Consider the following 17,745-nt stretch of genomic DNA (forward strand, 5'->3'; position numbering starts at 1 on the left):
GCTCTGACGTCATCTTGAATTAGATTGAATCACTATATAGAAGGGCAGTTACCGCTTTCAGCCATTGCGACTTTGCGTACTTGAGCTTTCCCTACTTCTTCATCGACTAACTCAACACCTGCACCACCGACAAAAACGCCCATTTTAATGTATTGGTTAACGAAGTAATTCCGACCTTCAGCAGTAAAAAGGGATACGTGATTTTCAGAAAATTCAGATTCCGTACTGACGACATGCTCTTCATTTCCTTTGACCTCGTGATAAAAGAACACACCTGGAGCCGTTTCACCTACGCATTCTCCATCAACATATACGTACTTTTTGAGCGCACCACCGACAAAAGTATCTTCACGATAGATATAGATGCCTGTATTACCTTCTTTAGGAACAGGGAACGTTTTCGCTTGATCAGAAACTGAAGAATCGACTGTTGGCACAGAAGCACACCCAGATAATGCGAGAAGAAGAGCAGAGCAAAGAAATGCCTTATTTTTCATGTAATAACCTAGACTTTATAAAAACCCGAGAAACATAACATATGCAAATGGTTTGATTTTAAACTTGCATGTAGACGTGTGAGCTACGTTGCATAATGAGTAGTTAAAATTCAGAAAATTAGTTAAATAGAACTAAACCATTGTTCTGTATGAACTTAATCACTTACATGCAACTTTAATCAAATGGTTAGAGGATCTATTTTTTGTAATCACCTCTAATGAACAGGAGACGTTACGAGGTGAAAGCCTTTAGATAGTGAGAGCTAGAAAACGTACGCCTAGCGATTTAACTAGGGTTTATAGATTGGAGACAAAAAGGGTAAGGACTGCTGACTATTTCAGAGCCAACACATACTCGATAAAGTCAGACTTCTTTTCACGGTATTCATCTTGTGGCCAACCTTCACAAGACATTTTGAGGGTGTTGTATTGCTCCACTAATGCCGGATTCGCACGTAGCTTGTCACGAAATGCCAGAAAGCATTCGAACTCAGAACCATTGGCGACCACTTGCAAGGCCACATCATCAGAAGATGTAGATTCCAACATACACAGTTCCGGCGTTCTTAAGGTATCGAGTTTCTCTGTAAAGCCGAGTGTTGCGAGTCTCTCTATAACATCCTCAAATTCGCCAAGTTCAACACCTACGAAAATATCTAGATCGCCCTTAGATACGGCTGATGGAATAGAAGATGCACCTACGTGCTCAACTCTCGCGTTAGGGATTAGCTTTTTGATGTCACGTTCGTATCGGATAAACAGCTCGTTGCAAGCCGCTTGGTATTGTTCCGCGGGGTAAAACTTCATATATCCTCACTCCGAATCACAAGCTATTGAAGACACCAATTGCTAACAGAAGTAACACGATGCTAATAGCTCCGATATAAGAGATTCTGGTTCGCTCTTTTTCAGTTGGAATCAATGGGGGGAAGCGCCCTAGTGTGAATGCTTTACAGACTATCCAGCCAGATCCGTAACCAATGAACTCAATCAATATCGACTGAAACAGATACCTAAAGAATGAGCTCAATGCCCTAAAATACGCGACTATCAAGTCTTCCATTTTTTGTCCTAACTAAAGTCAATTTGGACTAAAAATGCCATGGGTAGAGATTCATATCAAGTGTCTTATACAGAACTATCTACGAAATAAGGACTGAAGTAAGACTTCATTCGACCCTCAATTACGAGAGAAAGGAAAGAGACTCAATCGGAAATAAAACCTATGGTATGTAATCTATTTAAATTGATTCGCAATTTGAAAGTGAAAAATTGATTTAAAATATAAGATCGATATAACAACAATATAGGTTCAATAAACAAATGGCACTCCCCTTGCTACTTATACAATGAAGGCCGAAACATTCGGAGGAAGACAACGACCAACAAGGGGATATAATCACATGGAGAACAGAATTCCATCTCTAGATGGATTGCGTGCTGCATCTATATTACTAGTCTGTTTGGGGCACTTGTGCGGTACCGTTAACTTTCCCCAGATCTTTATGCCACTCAATAGCTTGGGTAACTTCGGCGTAAAAGTATTTTTTGTAATTTCTGGATTCTTAATAACCACGCTATTGCTCAGTGAACTCAAGCTAACCAATAAGATCAACCTGCCTCAATTCTTCATCCGGCGAATGTTCCGTTTATTCCCTGCTTTTTATTTCTACATTCTTTGTATCGCTATCGCAGAATACGCAGGCATCATCTCTTTACTACCGGGCGACCTATTCCACGCGGTCACCTACACGATGAATTATCACCACGAGCGCGAATGGTGGCTCAACCATACTTGGTCACTTGCGGTCGAAGAGCAATTCTACCTACTGTGGCCGCTTTTACTCACCACAATGGGACGACAACACGCTAAGTCGTTGCTCCTATTAGCGGTTTTATTTGTCCCCTGTATTCGCTATTGGATGTGGTTTGAAGCTGGCAGCTCACCCTCTGCGATGACCCGAGAGTTTCAGGCAATTGCAGACGCACTAGCAATGGGCTGTGTTATTGCCTACATGAAAGAGGCAGGGTTCACACTCCCCAGTTACTTTGGTTCTAGGTGGTTCATAGTCGTGCCTGTGGCGATGATTTTAGTTCCCAGCGCACTCTATAAGCTCAGCCCCGCTTGGTTCTACGTGCTTGGTCAAACGTTAATCAATGTTTGTGCTGCACTTATGATTCTTCGCTATAGCCAGTTTAATCACGGTCTAAGCTTCACCATTTTAAATAGTAAACTTGCAGTGTGGTTAGGTGTATTAAGTTACTCGCTGTATCTGTGGCAAGAACCCTTCTTAAATTCTTGGACTCGCGAGTGGTATGCCACCTGGCCTATCAATATTGTTCTAGTATTCATATTTGCGCTCATTTCATATTTCTTAATTGAGCGGCCAGGGCTTAAATTAAGGAAGAAACTCGCAGCAAGACGTAAAAAGGCAAAACCGGTAAACGGACGTAAATCCAAGGTGTAATATCTAATCCTCTTTGCCTTAACGATAGCTTCTCGAAGCACATATCAGATATCTAAAACAAAAAGCCCCGGTTATAGGAACCGGGGAAACAGGGTGGGATGAGTTTGGCGCGTGCCCGAAACCAAACTCTCCCCAAGCCTCACCCAAGACTCATGCTCTTAGGTAAAGGATTCACATCATTATTGAAGCGTAGCGCCTTGCTCTACCCAAGTACCGATGAGTGCGCGTTCTTCGTCGGTCATTTGAGTCATGTTGCCGAGCGGCATCACCTTGGTTGTTACAGTTTGAGCAACAATCCTTGGTACGTTGGCTTTAATCTCTTCTGGGGTATCAAACATCACACCGGCTGGCGCAGCAGCAAAAGCAGCGTGGCTCGGGGTTGATGAGTGACACACAGAACAGCGCTCTTGAATGACTTTGTTAATGGTTTCAAAGCTTACACCTGCGCTAGCCGTTTGCATTGCGTGGTCTGCAGGTACAACTGGGGCATCTGCCGAAGTTGAAGCTGTGCTGTTCGAAACAGCCTCTTCTGTCGCCGATTCCGTCGCGCTTACTTGCGCTTCTTGAACCACTGGTGCTTGCACAACCGGAGTCATCTGTTTTTTCGCGTAAGGTGAGGTAACAAACGCGAGCGTAATCATACCCAATGCCGCTACTGGCACTGTCCATGCAAACTTCTGACTACCATGACGGGTGTTGAAGTAGTGACGCACTAAGATGCTAAAGATCGCTAAACCAGCAAGAATCAACCAGTTGTATTCCGAGCCATAAGTGCTTGGGAAGTGGTTACTGATCATGATGAACAGCACTGGCAGTGTCATGTAGTTGTTGTGACGAGAGCGCAGTAGACCTTTCGCTGGTAGTGCTGGATCCGGTTCGCGTTTCTCTTCAATCGCTTTCACCAAGTTGCGCTGTGCAGGCATGATAACGCGGAATACGTTACCCACCATGATGGTACCAATGATGGCACCCACGTGGATGTAAGCACCACGACCACTGAACACTTGAGTTAGACCATATGTCGCAGCGACAAGCAGCACAAACAGCACAACGCCAAGCAGTACCGGGGTTTTACCTAATGGTGAGTCACACAGTAAGTCGTAGATAAACCAACCAGCAACGAATGAACCAATACCTATCGCGATTGCCGTTGTTGAATCAAGGCCAGAGCCCGGTGCAATCAGGTAGATTTCAGCGTTAAGGTAGTAAACCACACCCAATAGGCACACACCGGTAATCCACGTGAAGTAGGCTTCCCATTTGAACCAGTGCAGGTGCTCTGGCATTTCTGGTGGCGCAAGTTTGTACTTCTCTAGGTGATAAATACCACCGCCGTGAATCGCCCATAAGTCGCCTGAAAGGCCCGTTTTAGGGTTAACTCGGTTAAGGTTGTTCTCTAACCAAACAAAGTAAAATGATGCGCCTATCCACGCAACACCAACAATCATGTGAATCCAGCGAATCGCTAAATTCAACCACTCTGTAATATGCGGATCCATAATAAACTCCTGTATCACAACGCTTTAGCTAAGCGTTGCTCTTCCTTGTTGTCTTCCGTTGGCAAGTCTTCCAAATGCAATGCCACTCGGTCGCTGTCGAAATAAACTTCATCACAGTTATGTCCTTCTCCGCCTCTATCGACAATCAAGAACTGGTCTTGATCGGTGAGCGCGAGAACTGGGTGATGCCACACCCCTTTGTGATAGTTCACTCCTTGACGGCCGTTGCTCAAGAAAGCTCGGCTATTGGCTAACGTTGGGTTATCGCCTTTTGGTGCAACAACAATTAAATAGGGTTGACCAAGTAATGGAACGAATGCCTGAGAGCCAAGTGGATGACGCTCTAACATTTTGATGGTCAGTGGGTAGCTCAACGGTGTGGCCTGGAAGATGCTGATGATCGCTTCTCCGTCTTGGTCTTGCACATCCGTTGTCGCTAGCTTGTGGTAGCGACGTGTTGATCCACTGTTGATCATGAAGAAATCACTATTATCGGACTCGATAACATCACCAAACTCAGCAAAAGCCTGCTTGGTTAACGGTTCGATAGATAAACGACGTATTCCATTACTCATACTCATTTCCTTACCTATTTCGCTTTCGTACCAAATAGACGCAAACGGCTGATGCCACCATCTGGGAATATGTTTGCACGTACGTGGGTAATCGCACCAAGGTCATTTACCTCAGAAATGAATTCGTGAATCTCGTGCGCTTGCAGCTTTTGTGCTGGCAGGAGTTCACGCCAGAATAGACTTTGTGTTTCCACTTGGTCGTCGGTACCACCTTTCACGTAAGCCGCTTGGATTGAGCAGCTGTCTGGGTAGTTACCTTTGAAGTGTGCTGTATCTACAACGATACGTTCGATGTTACCTGGGTGGCCTAATGCCACGATTACCCAGTCGTTACCCGGTGTACGACGACGTGCTGTTTCCCAGCCATCACCCATGTTTTCACCGCGGCCTGGGCCTAAGATGTTGGCTTTGTTACCGTAGTGCTCATCGCTACATGCCAGCGCTCGGCCACCGTGTTCAACGGCTGCTAAGTCGACTTGCTGCTGAGAATCTATTGCGTCCCAATCCACGCTTGGTCGGCCATAAACACGTAGACGTGCGACACCGCCGTCTGGGTAGATGTTCAAACGTAGGTGCGTAAATACTTGGTCACTTTCGATGTCTTCAAGATGATGATGATCACCCTGTAGTGCCATTGAAGGCAGAATTTCTTGCCACTCTGTTGAGTCTGTTGGCTCACCTTGTGGTGAATAACACGCGTCAATTGATGCCGAAGGTGGGAAGTTACCTGTGAAGAATGAGGTATCAATATCAACGCCAACAATGGTGCCAGCTAGGCCAAGGCGAACGACACAGTAGTCGTAACCTTCGCCGCGTTTGCGTCTGCTTTCCCAACCGTCCATCCACTTGCCGTTGTCGTCGTATAAGTCGTCTTTCCACTCTGGTGCTGCGTGGCTGAGTAGACGGCTTTTATCCGCGAAAAAATCGTCGGTTGCGAAGATCGCTTCTGCGCCGAGTTTTTCGTCTGCAAGGTTTATGTACTGTTCAAATTTATGGGTCATGTCCGTGTAATCCTATGAAATTAATCAAGTAATAATAAAATGAGAACTTAGTGGCTTATGTTTTTACAAATCAAACCTTTGGCGCACTAAGACTGGGCTGAGATAGCTGTTAACTCCGTTAACTTACATATCCCAGAGACGAAACATCGCGATCTTGTTGATCTCTTGAATCGCCGTAGCAAACTCAGTTTCACTATCATTTCCTAATCGCATCTCGAACGACTCAAGAATTTGGTAACGATTGGCTCCCTTCACCGCCATGATAAAAGGGAAATTGAAGCGACTTTTGTAGCTGTTGTTGTAAGAAGTGAATTTTTCAAATTCTTCGGCGCTGCATTGATCAATGCCCGCCCCCGCTTGTTCTTTTGTCGACGACTCAGTGAGTTCGCCGTTTACTGCTGCTCTTCCCGCTAAATCTGGGTGAGCGTTGATCAAAGCCAACTGTTTGCCTTGATCGGCATTTAACAAGGTCGATGCCATTTTCAGATGAAGATTCTCGATATGATCATCTTCGGCATTCAAACCTTGGTCATACACCGCTTCAGCAACCCATGGGCTGTGTTCGTACACATCAGCAAAGTGCGCGACAAACATATCGCGACTCATGGTTGTTGGTTGGCAAGATCGAAATTCAGTCACGTTAAGCCTCCTTGCTGTTCGTTCTAATTTTGTTGTTCGTTGTATGGGTGATGTTGGTGCCAGTGGTTGGCGATATCGATTCGACGACATAGCCACACGCTGTCGTGCTGTTTTACGTAATCTAAGAAACGTCTTAATGCAGCAATACGACCGGGGCGACCAATCAGACGACAATGCAGCCCAACCGACATCATTTTCGGTGCGGTTTCGCCTTCCATGTAAAGGGTGTCAAAAGTGTCTTTTAGATATTGGAAGAACTGCTCACCCGAGTTAAAACCTTGCGCGGTTGAGAAGCGCATATCGTTTACATCGAGTGTGTAAGGGATCACCAGTTGTGGATGACCGATTTCGGTGTGCCAATAAGGCAGGTCATCGTCATAAGCATCTGAGTCGTAAAGGAAGCCACCTTCTTCTGCAACTAAACGACGAGTGTTCGGCCCCGTTCGACCTGTGTACCAACCTTGTGGGCGCTGACCCGTCACTTGTTGGATGATCTCAATCGCTTTGGTCATGTGGTCGCGCTCTTCAGACTCATCAATGTATTGATAGTCAATCCAACGATAACCGTGGCTACAGATTTCGTGACCCGCTTCGACCATGGCTTTAGCTACGTCTGGGTGACGCTCAATTGCCATCGCGACCGCAAAGACGGTCAGTGGGATTTCATATTCATCGAACAAGCGAAGAACACGCCACACACCTACACGGCTACCATATTCATAAATGGATTCCATGCTGATGTGACGTTCGCCTTTGATCGGTTGTGCTGACGGGATCTCTGAGAGAAAGGCTTCAGACTCGTCGTCTCCATGTAACAAACAACGCTCACCGCCCTCTTCATAGTTCAATACAAAAGAAACCGCGACGCGCGCATTACCTGGCCATTGAGGGTTTGGAGGGTTAGCTCCGTAACCGATCAAATTTCTTGAATAATCCTTATTCATCCAAGTACTCCTAACATAAGTGGTTGGCTTAGCCGCTCTTTAATTGAGTCACCAAATGGATTCTCGATAAACAAAGCAACCTTACCCCTGTACATTTATTGTATACAATTATTTATCTCAATGTAAAGATTTTGTTATTCAAGTTAAATTTACGCACCATACTCATTTAAAAACAATTAGTTAATGAAACACAAGCTCACAAAAAAACGATAATCAAGATCTATAAAGTCAGAAAAAACGACACAATGGTTAACATTTCTACAACAATTTGCTTTACTAATTGTGTACAGTTCGTACATAGTTAGTGATAACAAAGTGACCAGTTGCATTCTTTGCAAGGTCGAATCAGACAGATAAACCACGGAACAGAGGAGCGCCAAAAGCGCTATTAAAGGACTATGGGAAGACTAACAACACACGTATTAGACACGACTCACGGCTTACCGGGTGCAGAGATCAAGGTAGAGCTTTATAAGGTCAATGAAGACTCAACAGAAAAGCTGGCGACGGTAATCACTAACTCCGATGGCCGAACCGATGCGCCGATTCTGGCAGGGAATGATTTCCGACCGGGGAAATATCAATTGGTGTTCTACGTTGCGGATTACTACAAAAGCAAAGGTGTGGAATTGGATGGCGTGCCTTTCTTAGACGATGTGGTTATTCGTTTCGGCTTAGATGATCCAGAAGCGCATTATCACGTTCCTCTTCTCGTCTCGCCTTACAGTTTCTCAACCTATCGGGGCAGTTAGTCCCGTGTCCTAGAACTTCGAACTAGGCTCAACCATCGAATAATAAACAGATTCGTGCGTGCATCTAAAATGATGCGCGCTCATTAAGCACGCTCATATAAAAATACTAACAACGTTGATAGTTAGAGAGTTGATGATTAAACAACAGATAACTAAAGAAATAGCGGCTAGGAAAAACCTTAAAACTTAATATTGAAATCTCGCTGTATTCAATAAATGGATCACAACATAAAAGGACTTGCTGACATGAGTGAGAGTAAAACAGAAATACTCAACCAAGATGCGAATAACGGATTTTTAGAGAAACTCTTTAAAATTAAGGCCCACGGAAGCAGCGTAAAAAATGAGTTAGTCGGCGGTGTCACCACCTTCGCTACCATGGCTTACATTATCTTCGTTAATCCACAAATAATGGCTGCTTCTGGCATGGATGCAGGCGCGGTATTCGTCGCAACCTGTATTGGTGCTGCGATCGGTTGTTTGTTAATGGGACTATTTGCGAACTGGCCTGTCGGCCTTGCACCGGGCATGGGCTTGAACGCCTTCTTCTCGTTCACGGTAGTAAGCGAAATGGGTTATAGCTGGGAGGTCGCACTGGGTGCGGTGTTTATCTCAGGTATCTTGTTCGTCGGGATGAGCTTCTACAAAGTCCGCCAATGGATCATTGAAAGTATCCCAGTGAGTCTGCGTTATGCCATGACAGCGGGTGTTGGTTTGTTCTTAGGCCTAATTGGTCTTAAAACAGCGGGCATCGTCGTCGAAAACCCAGCAACTTTGGTTTCTCTAGGTGACTTCACCAAACCAGAAGCGCTACTGGCCGCTATCGCGTTCTTGATCATCGCGGTTCTTAGTGAGCGTAAAGTATATGGTGCGGTGTTAATCGGCATTTTGAGTGTCACTCTGGTCGGCATGATGCTTGGCTTAGTGCATTACAACGGCTTCTTTGCGGCTCCACCAAGCTTAGCGCCTACATTCCTAAAAATGGACATTATGGGCGCTCTCGATGTTTCAATGATCAGCGTTATCTTGGCTTTCCTTTTTGTAAACATGTTCGATACCGCGGGTACTTTGATGGGCGTGGCTGAACGTGCAAACCTAACCAACCCAGAAACGGGCAAGATCGAAGGCCTGAGCAAAGCGCTTAAAGCCGACAGTATCTCAAGTGTGGCAGGTGCGTGTGTGGGTTGTCCGCCAGTAACCAGTTATGTAGAAAGTGCAGCGGGCGTTGCAGCAGGTGCGCGAACTGGCTTATCAGCGATTGTGGTTGGTGTGTTGTTCTTAGCGGCGATTTTCCTATCTCCACTTGCAGGCATGATCCCCGCTTACGCGACCTCTGGCGCGTTGATTTATGTCGCTTTCGTAATGATGAGCAGCATGCAACACGTGGACTGGAAAGACTTCACCAACGGCGCACCCGCAGCTATTACTGCATTAATGATGCCCCTGACATTCTCTATCGCGAATGGTATCGCACTGGGTTTCATTACCTACACCGTGTTGAAATTGGCGACAGGTAAAACAAAAGACGTATCAATTTCGATGTACTTCCTAGCCGCGATTTTTGTCGCGAAGCTCGTGTTCATCGGCTAATCACCAAACGTAACTATCGCTTGGCTTGTTCGCAGGCCAAGCAATCAATACACATGCTACCGACAATATTTTTAAGAAAAAGCTAATTGTGCTAATCAGCGGAGCGCAGACGCATTCCGCTCGGTTAGTGCACCTTTTTTATGACCCTACGCAGTTTGTAGAAGTCATTATTTGACCGCCAATCGTCTGTAAACGGAAACGCAGGCAGAGGAATATCAAATGAAACTTCTGTACACCCTAAATGAAAGACCGCCTCACGGCTTAACCCTTCTACTCGCATTGCAACACATGCTCGCCTCGATTGGTGGCATCGTTGCTGTCCCCCTTATTGTTGGAGCTTCAATTGGCCTACCTAACACAGAGATCGTCTCGCTGATCAACGCGGCGCTATTGGCGTCAGGTATTGTGACCGTCGCTCAGTGTCTTGGCTTTGGTCCTATTGGTATTCGGCTGCCCGTTGTGATGGGTTCAAGCTTTGCCTTTTTAGGTGTCGCCATTTCAATCGGTAACGAAGGTGGTGTCGCCGCGATCATGGGCTCAGCGCTTATCGGCTCATTTGTAGTAATTGGTGCCAGCTTCTATATGGACAAGGTTCGCAAGCTGTTCCCAACCGTGGTAAGTGGTGTGGTGGTTACCCTAATAGGATTAACCATTTTACCGGTTGCCATGAATTGGGTCGGAGATTCTCCTGCCAACACGGAACAATTCGCCACGCTACCAAAGCTGTTTCTAGCACTGATCTCTTTGGGGATAGTGGTTGGCGTATCGGTTTACTGTAAAGGCGCGGTTGCCGCTTCGGCCATCGTGATTGGTTTAGCGGGCGGCTACATTGTGGCACTATCACTCGGCATGGTCGACCTTGAGCAAATCAGCTCTGCCGCTTGGGTTGGCGGACCTGAACCCTTCAAATATGGCTTTACCTTTTCTGCGAGTGCCATCATCAGTATGAGCTTGGTGTACATCGTGGTTATCGCCGAAGCTACGGGTGATTTCATGGCATTAGGCAACAACTGCCAAACCCAAGTCAGCGGTAAAGACTTAAAACGTGGTCTATTGGGCGATGGACTTGGTAGTACCTTATCTTCGATTTTAACGGCAATGCCATTGGCGTCGTTCAGTCAAAACGTCGGCATTGTAGGTATCACAGGTGTAGCAAGTCGCTATGTAGTAGCTGCAACTGGTGGCTTGCTAATTTTAGGTGGCTTATTCCCGAAATTAGCCGCTATTGCCGTCACAATTCCGAAACCCGTTCTAGGTGGTGTGGGCTTCGTGATGTTCGGTATGATTGCTTACGCGGGTATCCGCATGTTGATCAAAGCCGCAGACACTAAGCGAAATGCCTTGGTAATCTGTGTAGGTTTGGCGTCTGGCTTAGCCGTCACTTTCGAACCACGATTGCTGCAACACTTACCGCATGACCTAGCGAATTTCCTTCATTCTGGCATCACTACCGGTACTATCATGACGGTGCTGCTAAACCTTGTGTTGCCGAAATCTTCACGAGCAGAAGAGCAAGAAGCACTAGCCGAAAGCCAAGCGCAAGTTGAGCTAGAAATGAAAGAGCAAGCTGAAGAAGAACGACACTCAGACGAGCAATTAGAGATTCAACAAGCAAGTACAGAAACAGATGTTCAAGCGGTATCAAAAAACCCTGAGCCCAAAGCGAATTAACTGATTCTCGAACTAACGTAAAACCGATTTTCACAGAATCAGGGAATGATTAGAGCGTTGAACGTTTTAACGCCCCTGATTCGAATTTATCTATCAACAGCAAATACCAATAAAGACCCTCTTCCCTGAAAAGGCTGAGATGGCTAAGGACTACTATGAATGGAAACCATCTGGATTAAGAATCCTCTCGCAATCTACACTGGCTCACTCGCTGATGCAGAAGGCGGTATTGTCATTAAAGGTAATAAAGTTATTGAGCTGGTTGGCAAACACAAAGAGCCAACCTTACCCGTAGATTACAGCGTCGACGCCTCTCGTCATGTTGTGACCCCTGGGCTTATCAATGCGCACCACCACTTCTATCAAACCCTAACGCGTGCCTACCCCGGCGCACTGAATAAAGAGCTCTTCCATTGGCTACAAAGCCTCTACCCTGTTTGGGCCAACCTCGACTCTGAGATGATGAGCCTTGCTACAGAGTTAGCTCTGGTCGAGTTAATGATGTCGGGCTGTACCACAGCGTCAGACCATCATTACTTGCTGCCAAACGGACTAGAACACGCCATCGATTTACAAGTCGAGGCGGCAGAGAAATTGGGCGTAAGAGCGATATTCACTCGCGGTTCCATGAGCCTTGGGGAAGATGAAGGTGGACTACCTCCACGACACACCATTCAAACCGAACAGACCATCATTGATGACAGCCAACGCTTGATTCGCGATTACCACCAGCGTGATGAAGGGGCGATGATCCAAATCGCGCTCGCGCCTTGTTCGCCATTCTCGGTCACTACAGACCTGATGAAAGAGACCGCCAAGATCAGCGAACGTGAAAACGTAATGATGCACACGCACTTATGTGAAACGCTCGATGAGGAGGACTTCTGTATCGAGAAGTTTGGCCTGCGCCCAGTTGATTACCTAGAAGATATCGGTTGGCTGAATGAACGAACTTGGCTCGCTCATGGTATTCACTTCAACCCAGAAGAGATCAAGCGTTTGGGCAAAGCGGGAATTGGTATCAGCCACTGCCCTACGTCCAACATGATGTTGGCTTCCGGTGTTTGTAAGAACAACGACCTAGAAGCTGCTGGCGTAAAAGTCGGACTGGGTGTCGATGGTTCAGCTTCAAACGACGGCTCGAACATGATTGCCGAAGTACGCATGGCGATGTATCTACAACGCCTGCAATATGGCTCTGCCAATGTATCTCACTTCGACGCACTGCGCTGGGCAACATCAGGCTCCGCACGAGCGATGGGCAGAACCGACATTGGTACGCTAGAAGTCGGTAAACAAGCCGACATTGCAATGTTCAAGCTCGACGACATTCGCTTCTCTGGCAGCCACGATCCACTGGCTGCACTGCTACTTTGTGGTGCTCAACAAGCGGATAAAGTAATGGTAGCCGGAAAATGGCGAGTTAATGATGGTGCCGTTATTGGTGTAGACATGGAACAGTTGATGCACCGCCACCATGCTGCCGCCATGAAGCTCGGTAAGCTGGCGATGAATAACAACTAACTAAGATATTTGCCCGTCAAACACTGCAAGCCAAAGCGCGTGGCTTTGATGGGCAAACATCTATAAGTATCCGAAACATTCGAAAACACGCGCAAACATGATTGCCTCTCAGTCTATGTATCAATCTATTTCCTAAAATAGTTCCAGCCTTAATAAACCAACAACATAATCCGCCAATAATTAAAGATAAACTAATTTAACGCCATCTAATATAAAGTTACCTAATAAAACATTCGCTAATAAAACCTTCAATTAATATAAATTCGCCCATACATTATTTGGCACAGATCAAATTTAAAACGTTCGTTCTATTTATATATTCATCAAATTAATCAACAGATTTAGTAATAATAGAAATAATGACAGTAATTATACTTCTATCACTTATCACCTTTATGAATAGAATAAAAACCTCTCGAGACCTTTTCGTGTCTAGCCTGACAAAAGAAACAAAAACTAATGATTCAAATATCATTAGATTAAATAGATCAACAAACGATCAATATGAATCCAAATATGTGATCTAAATAGAACTTTTCATTATAAATCTGCTATAGATTGGCCAAATCTTATAAAAACAAAAAACACATTAAAGGAGTCGATTTTAAAAACCATAAGATAACTACAAGAATAACAATATAAAACTATTCAATAACCCTTCATAAATATTTAAAAATGCCATCTAAATGGTAGGGGGATTATTGTCTTTGCAAAAAGCTAATAACAAATCTAACAGGGCTAAACAATGAAAAAAATAACTAAAACACTCGTATTATCTACGATCTCAATTGGGCTACTTTCCTCTTTCGCTTTCACTTCTCAAGCAGCGCCAGTTCAAATTAACCAAGCGTCAGCTGAACAAAACATACCTCAAGTCACCTACGATACGATCATAGGTGAGAATGGTGTCTTTATTGACCTAGATACGGACAACTTTATTCTCAAGCAACAAGAGTGGTATCAGATCCAAGCTTATGTAGAAGGAGCCTTGGCTCTGCCCGTGACAGAAGCCAGTATGAAGTCGACTTTAAGTATTCCTAACGACATTCCTTTCTCTAATTTCCAAGCACTGGTCGAGCAATACTCAAATATTCACGACACTGCCTTTTATTGGAAAAAAGACCTTTACCCGAGCATTGTTGGCCTTTCATTGAGCTTGGCCAATTACGCACAAATCAAAGACTACATGCTCAACCCTTTGAGTGACGCCTTAAATGAAATGTTGGCCAAAGCTTTCTCGCCACTACCGGAAGATATTGAAGCGGTAGAACGCAACAGAAAAATAGCGATTGCTTACCTAAAAAGCTTGCAGAACTTTTCCATGAGATACCAACAAGAAGTGTCTGACGTTGGCGGCAATCTATTGGAATTCTCAGCCACATTGGACACGCAAAAATTACAGCTAGATGTGTTGGAAGGCACACATAACGGTTATCTAAGCGATGATGGTAGTGCACTTCAGCAACGAGTGAACGACATCAATGCGCGTATTACTCAACTCAACAAAGATTACACTCACTACGTTACGGTCGCCTCTACTGCAGTGACTTATGCATGGTTCCCTCTGGTTGCAGGGCCAATCATGGGCGTCTACGGCGACAAAGCTGAAAAAGCACGTAAACTTCGTAACGAATTACAAAGCGAAGTAAAAGAGCTTCAAGAGCAGTTAACTTACACGCAAAAGATATACAACTCTTATCATCGCTCTTCAGAGAGTATCGAGATAATTTCTCAGCAAATTGGAAATGCGATTCCACATATTAATAAGCTGAAACTGAATTGGCAGAAAATGAATGCCGACTTCACTTCGTTACTCGTTGCACTAGAACAAGCTCAGGATAATGCCGATATCATGAAAGACGATGCCATGCTTGGTGCGATAGGTGCTCTTGCGAATACAACAGTTGCGGAAAGTAACTGGAGCAATATCAGTGAGAAAGCAAAAGCGTTCGCAAACAATGCATATATCCAAAAAATGGATTAGTCCTATATCTCTCGAAAAATAGCGCGACAGATAAATACGACGCTATACACAGCAACTAAACTGCTAAAAATATAACAAGATAGCCAAATTACCTTCCGAATAAGAAGCCTCACCTTAAGAAAATTAAGGTGGTGGTTTCTGCTACCCAAAATTTGGCGAATACTAATTTCGACAGGACATAAACATGAGACTTCTACCTATTATTATCTCTCTTTCATTTTCCCCACAGGCTTTTTCTAGCGACTGGCTTGAACTGAACAATTTACCCAATTCAACCGAATACCCAACTTGGGTTCAATCTGCCTATTCAAATGTTGATGTGTTATCGCGTTCAACATCCGATTTACACATCAACCTCAGTGATTGGGTTGCTGAGCAGAACCTTTATGTTACTAAGCCTTCAAAAATCGTCGTTTTTGCAGATACGATTGAGGTTCCAGAGAACTTCAACTTGCTCGTAAATAATCAAAATATCCTGATTTTTGCACGTAAAATCGTAGGCCAAGGTACGCCGACGTTTGTGCTCGGGCAGCAAGGTTCCGCTGCCTCTATTTCTGTGATTGCGGGGGAGATAGAGACACCCATTAATGTGCTCGCTTTCCAAAGCGATGGCAGCATTACGCGAGACGCTCTAACAGGAAAAACTGGCGATGGTGAGTCTGTAGTATTAGCAGGAGAGCACTATCGAAGAACCACCATCGACTCGAACATTACCGGGCAAATGAAACTGGCTACCGAACCTTTTACAGACATTATTAACCGCTCTTTTGATATGGCAGCGAGCTTGTTCGACACGAACCCAGAACTTAGCCTCGATCTCATCAACTGGATTGAGCAGAGCTTACGCTACTCAGGTTCAGTGGTGGAAGATGACCCTATTCTTTCAGATCTTTACCTGCAAACGGTCGCGTTCAAGCAGTTTATTAGCTTCAGTACCAAAGAGAGCCACTACGTCCCTTACCTCGACAAAGTGCTGTATCAAGATAAGTACGAGGCGTATCTGAAAGCGATGATCGCCTACCAAGCTCAATGGGACATTATTCAAGACAGAAACACCGTCATTGAAGACAAAATCGAAGCCGCTAAGTTAGCACTCGCTAACATCGAAGACGTTCTTCGCGCTCAGAGTTCGATCATCACACAAACTCAATCCAACATAGATAAGATAGGAGACAGCCTTACTGAGGTAGATAGCCAATACAAAGCACAAGAGTTAGTGACCCTTGATGCAAGAACGACTTATTTAGTTGGCGTAGAGAATTGGAAAACCCAACAACAACTCAATGCTGCGCTTGCGATATTCAAAGCAATCGCTGAGATTGGAAGTGCAGTGAGTGGCGTGTTCACAGGTAACCTTTCAGGCGTCAACGACCTAACCGAGCAATTAGCGAAAACCCCAGAAGCATTAGAAAAAGCGAAAAACCTCGTCACCAATATAAAGTCGGTCACGGGCATTATTGATAGCGTGACCAAAACGATTTCTGGTATTTCTCAGTTAACCGCAGATATTAAATCAACCATCAAGCTCCAGAAGATATCTGAAGCGATGGATGGTTTTAACTTCAACATCCCAACCATCAATGAAAGTAACCTAGCGTGGGATCTAATGATCACCGAGATCCGCAGCAACTTAAGATATGCCGATAGCTTAGGTATCAAAGGATCAAGACAATACTTACTCGAACTTGAAAAGCAGGTTCTGCTCGGTAAGGCAATTAACATCACGCAGCTTAACTTTGCTCAGGAGCAAGCAAAGCTGGTCGACTTGCTATTAACTAATAACGTAACCATCAACCAACAGCAAAGGCTGAATGACGCTATTGAAGGTTATCAAGTAGATACCGACAGCTTCGATTCGATTGAACGTGAACTATCAAGAGTGTTGATGCACTTCAAACGCCCGATGTTCGTTGCTTTGTCTAACTATGTTCAGGCATACGAATACTGGGCATTGAAGCCAAGCGAAATCACGCCTTCTCTGAATAAAAGTTACTTGGACTACCAGTTTGATTTAGCGTCCATCGAAAGTGAGTATGTAAATGCACTGTCTTCTTTCCAACCCGCGCCACAAGATTTCACCATCGATAACTACACCATTTCTAGCCCAGAGCAACTAGAGAGCTTTGCAACGACAGGACAACTCAACTTCTCTATTCCATTAGAGCAAGTCCAACTCTGTTCATTTGACCGTGTTAGGCTGTCCACGGTACGAGTGTTCTTGGAGGGTGAAAACTTACCTTACGGCAAGCAACTCAACCTGCGAGTTTCAAGTTCGGGTAACTATTTAGACCGATATGAGAACAAGGACTATCAGTTCAGTTCTAACCCCGTGTCACGTGCGTTCTATTACCGCTTGGATGATCCAACCACCAACGACGTTAGCATCATCACCGATGGCGCCGTAGCGAATAAGTTCGAATACGCCTACTTCCAACCCACCCCATTCACCTCATGGAATGTTACGCTCAACAACTTTGATAAAACTGAGCAAGTGAACAACCAGTACCTAAAAGATATCGAACAGATTCGCATCGAATTCTTAGGCAGCGGTATCCCTAACGGCAACAGTTGCTCTAATTAGCTAAGTGCTATTTAAGCGTT

The 17,745-nt window shown here is 44.9% G+C and carries 15 protein-coding genes; 7 read left to right on the top strand and 8 right to left on the bottom strand.

Translation table 11 applies throughout. The features are described 5' to 3' along the window. Positions 1-32: 32 nt before the first annotated feature. The 3 genes from OW495_RS07715 to OW495_RS07725 form a co-directional block, all read right to left on the bottom strand. The gene (locus OW495_RS07715; RefSeq protein ID WP_102448147.1) at positions 33-497 is read right to left on the bottom strand and encodes a DUF2846 domain-containing protein; all 465 of its coding nucleotides are present in this window, start codon (positions 495-497) and stop codon (positions 33-35) included. A gap of 333 nt (positions 498-830) precedes the next feature. Beyond that, positions 831-1,304 carry a GrpB family protein gene (locus OW495_RS07720; RefSeq protein ID WP_102541777.1) on the bottom strand — a complete coding sequence of 158 codons (474 nt, stop codon included), beginning with the start codon at positions 1,302-1,304 and terminating at the stop codon, positions 831-833. 16 nt (positions 1,305-1,320) lie between these two features. Then, positions 1,321-1,560, bottom strand: a complete 240-nt coding sequence (locus OW495_RS07725) for a hypothetical protein (protein WP_102541776.1) — start codon at positions 1,558-1,560, stop codon at positions 1,321-1,323. 340 nt (positions 1,561-1,900) lie between these two features. On the opposite strand from OW495_RS07725, the gene OW495_RS07730 reads away from it, so the two are divergent. After that, positions 1,901-2,965 (top strand): acyltransferase, encoded by a 1,065-nt coding sequence (locus tag OW495_RS07730; RefSeq protein WP_102328411.1) that lies wholly within the window; start codon positions 1,901-1,903, stop codon positions 2,963-2,965. A gap of 179 nt (positions 2,966-3,144) precedes the next feature. Here the strand turns inward: OW495_RS07730 and OW495_RS07735 are convergent, their stop codons facing one another. The 5 genes from OW495_RS07735 to puuE all read right to left on the bottom strand — a co-directional run bounded on the left by OW495_RS07735 (position 3,145) and on the right by puuE (position 7,623). Then, complete coding sequence (locus OW495_RS07735) at positions 3,145-4,464, bottom strand: urate hydroxylase PuuD (RefSeq protein WP_289885880.1); 1,320 nt, start codon at positions 4,462-4,464, stop codon at positions 3,145-3,147. Positions 4,465-4,478: 14 nt separating this feature from the next. Further along, positions 4,479-5,039, bottom strand: a complete 561-nt coding sequence (locus OW495_RS07740) for an ureidoglycolate lyase (RefSeq protein WP_289885881.1) — start codon at positions 5,037-5,039, stop codon at positions 4,479-4,481. Between the two features lie 14 nt (positions 5,040-5,053). Then, positions 5,054-6,040, bottom strand: a complete 987-nt coding sequence (gene alc / locus OW495_RS07745; RefSeq protein ID WP_289885882.1) for an allantoicase — start codon at positions 6,038-6,040, stop codon at positions 5,054-5,056. A gap of 123 nt (positions 6,041-6,163) precedes the next feature. Further along, complete coding sequence (gene uraD / locus OW495_RS07750; protein ID WP_176678905.1) at positions 6,164-6,679, bottom strand: 2-oxo-4-hydroxy-4-carboxy-5-ureidoimidazoline decarboxylase; 516 nt, start codon at positions 6,677-6,679, stop codon at positions 6,164-6,166. Positions 6,680-6,702: 23 nt separating this feature from the next. Then, positions 6,703-7,623, bottom strand: a complete 921-nt coding sequence (gene puuE / locus OW495_RS07755; protein ID WP_289885885.1) for an allantoinase PuuE — start codon at positions 7,621-7,623, stop codon at positions 6,703-6,705. Between the two features lie 398 nt (positions 7,624-8,021). Here puuE and uraH point away from each other — a divergent pair, with 398 nt between their 5' ends. The 6 genes from uraH (at position 8,022) to OW495_RS07785 (ending at position 17,725) form a co-directional block, all read left to right on the top strand. Continuing rightward, positions 8,022-8,375: a hydroxyisourate hydrolase gene (gene uraH / locus OW495_RS07760; protein WP_004732855.1), complete on the top strand. Its 354-nt coding sequence runs from the start codon at positions 8,022-8,024 to the stop codon at positions 8,373-8,375. A gap of 246 nt (positions 8,376-8,621) precedes the next feature. Beyond that, the gene (locus tag OW495_RS07765; protein ID WP_289885887.1) at positions 8,622-9,965 is read left to right on the top strand and encodes an NCS2 family permease; all 1,344 of its coding nucleotides are present in this window, start codon (positions 8,622-8,624) and stop codon (positions 9,963-9,965) included. 219 nt (positions 9,966-10,184) lie between these two features. Continuing rightward, positions 10,185-11,636, top strand: coding sequence for a nucleobase:cation symporter-2 family protein (locus tag OW495_RS07770; RefSeq protein WP_289885888.1), 1,452 nt, complete (start codon positions 10,185-10,187; stop codon positions 11,634-11,636). 159 nt (positions 11,637-11,795) lie between these two features. Continuing rightward, the gene (locus OW495_RS07775; protein WP_289885889.1) at positions 11,796-13,160 is read left to right on the top strand and encodes an 8-oxoguanine deaminase; all 1,365 of its coding nucleotides are present in this window, start codon (positions 11,796-11,798) and stop codon (positions 13,158-13,160) included. Positions 13,161-13,905: 745 nt separating this feature from the next. Next, a complete protein-coding gene (locus OW495_RS07780; protein ID WP_289885890.1) occupies positions 13,906-15,144 on the top strand; it encodes an alpha-xenorhabdolysin family binary toxin subunit A in 1,239 nt (412 codons plus the stop codon). 184 nt (positions 15,145-15,328) lie between these two features. Continuing rightward, a complete protein-coding gene (locus tag OW495_RS07785; protein ID WP_289885891.1) occupies positions 15,329-17,725 on the top strand; it encodes a hypothetical protein in 2,397 nt (798 codons plus the stop codon). The last annotated feature ends 20 nt before the right edge of the window (positions 17,726-17,745 follow it).

Origin of the sequence: Vibrio sp. 14N.309.X.WAT.E.F5, from assembly GCF_030397615.1 — a bacterium.
GTDB classification, from domain to species: Bacteria; Pseudomonadota; Gammaproteobacteria; order Enterobacterales; family Vibrionaceae; genus Vibrio; species Vibrio lentus.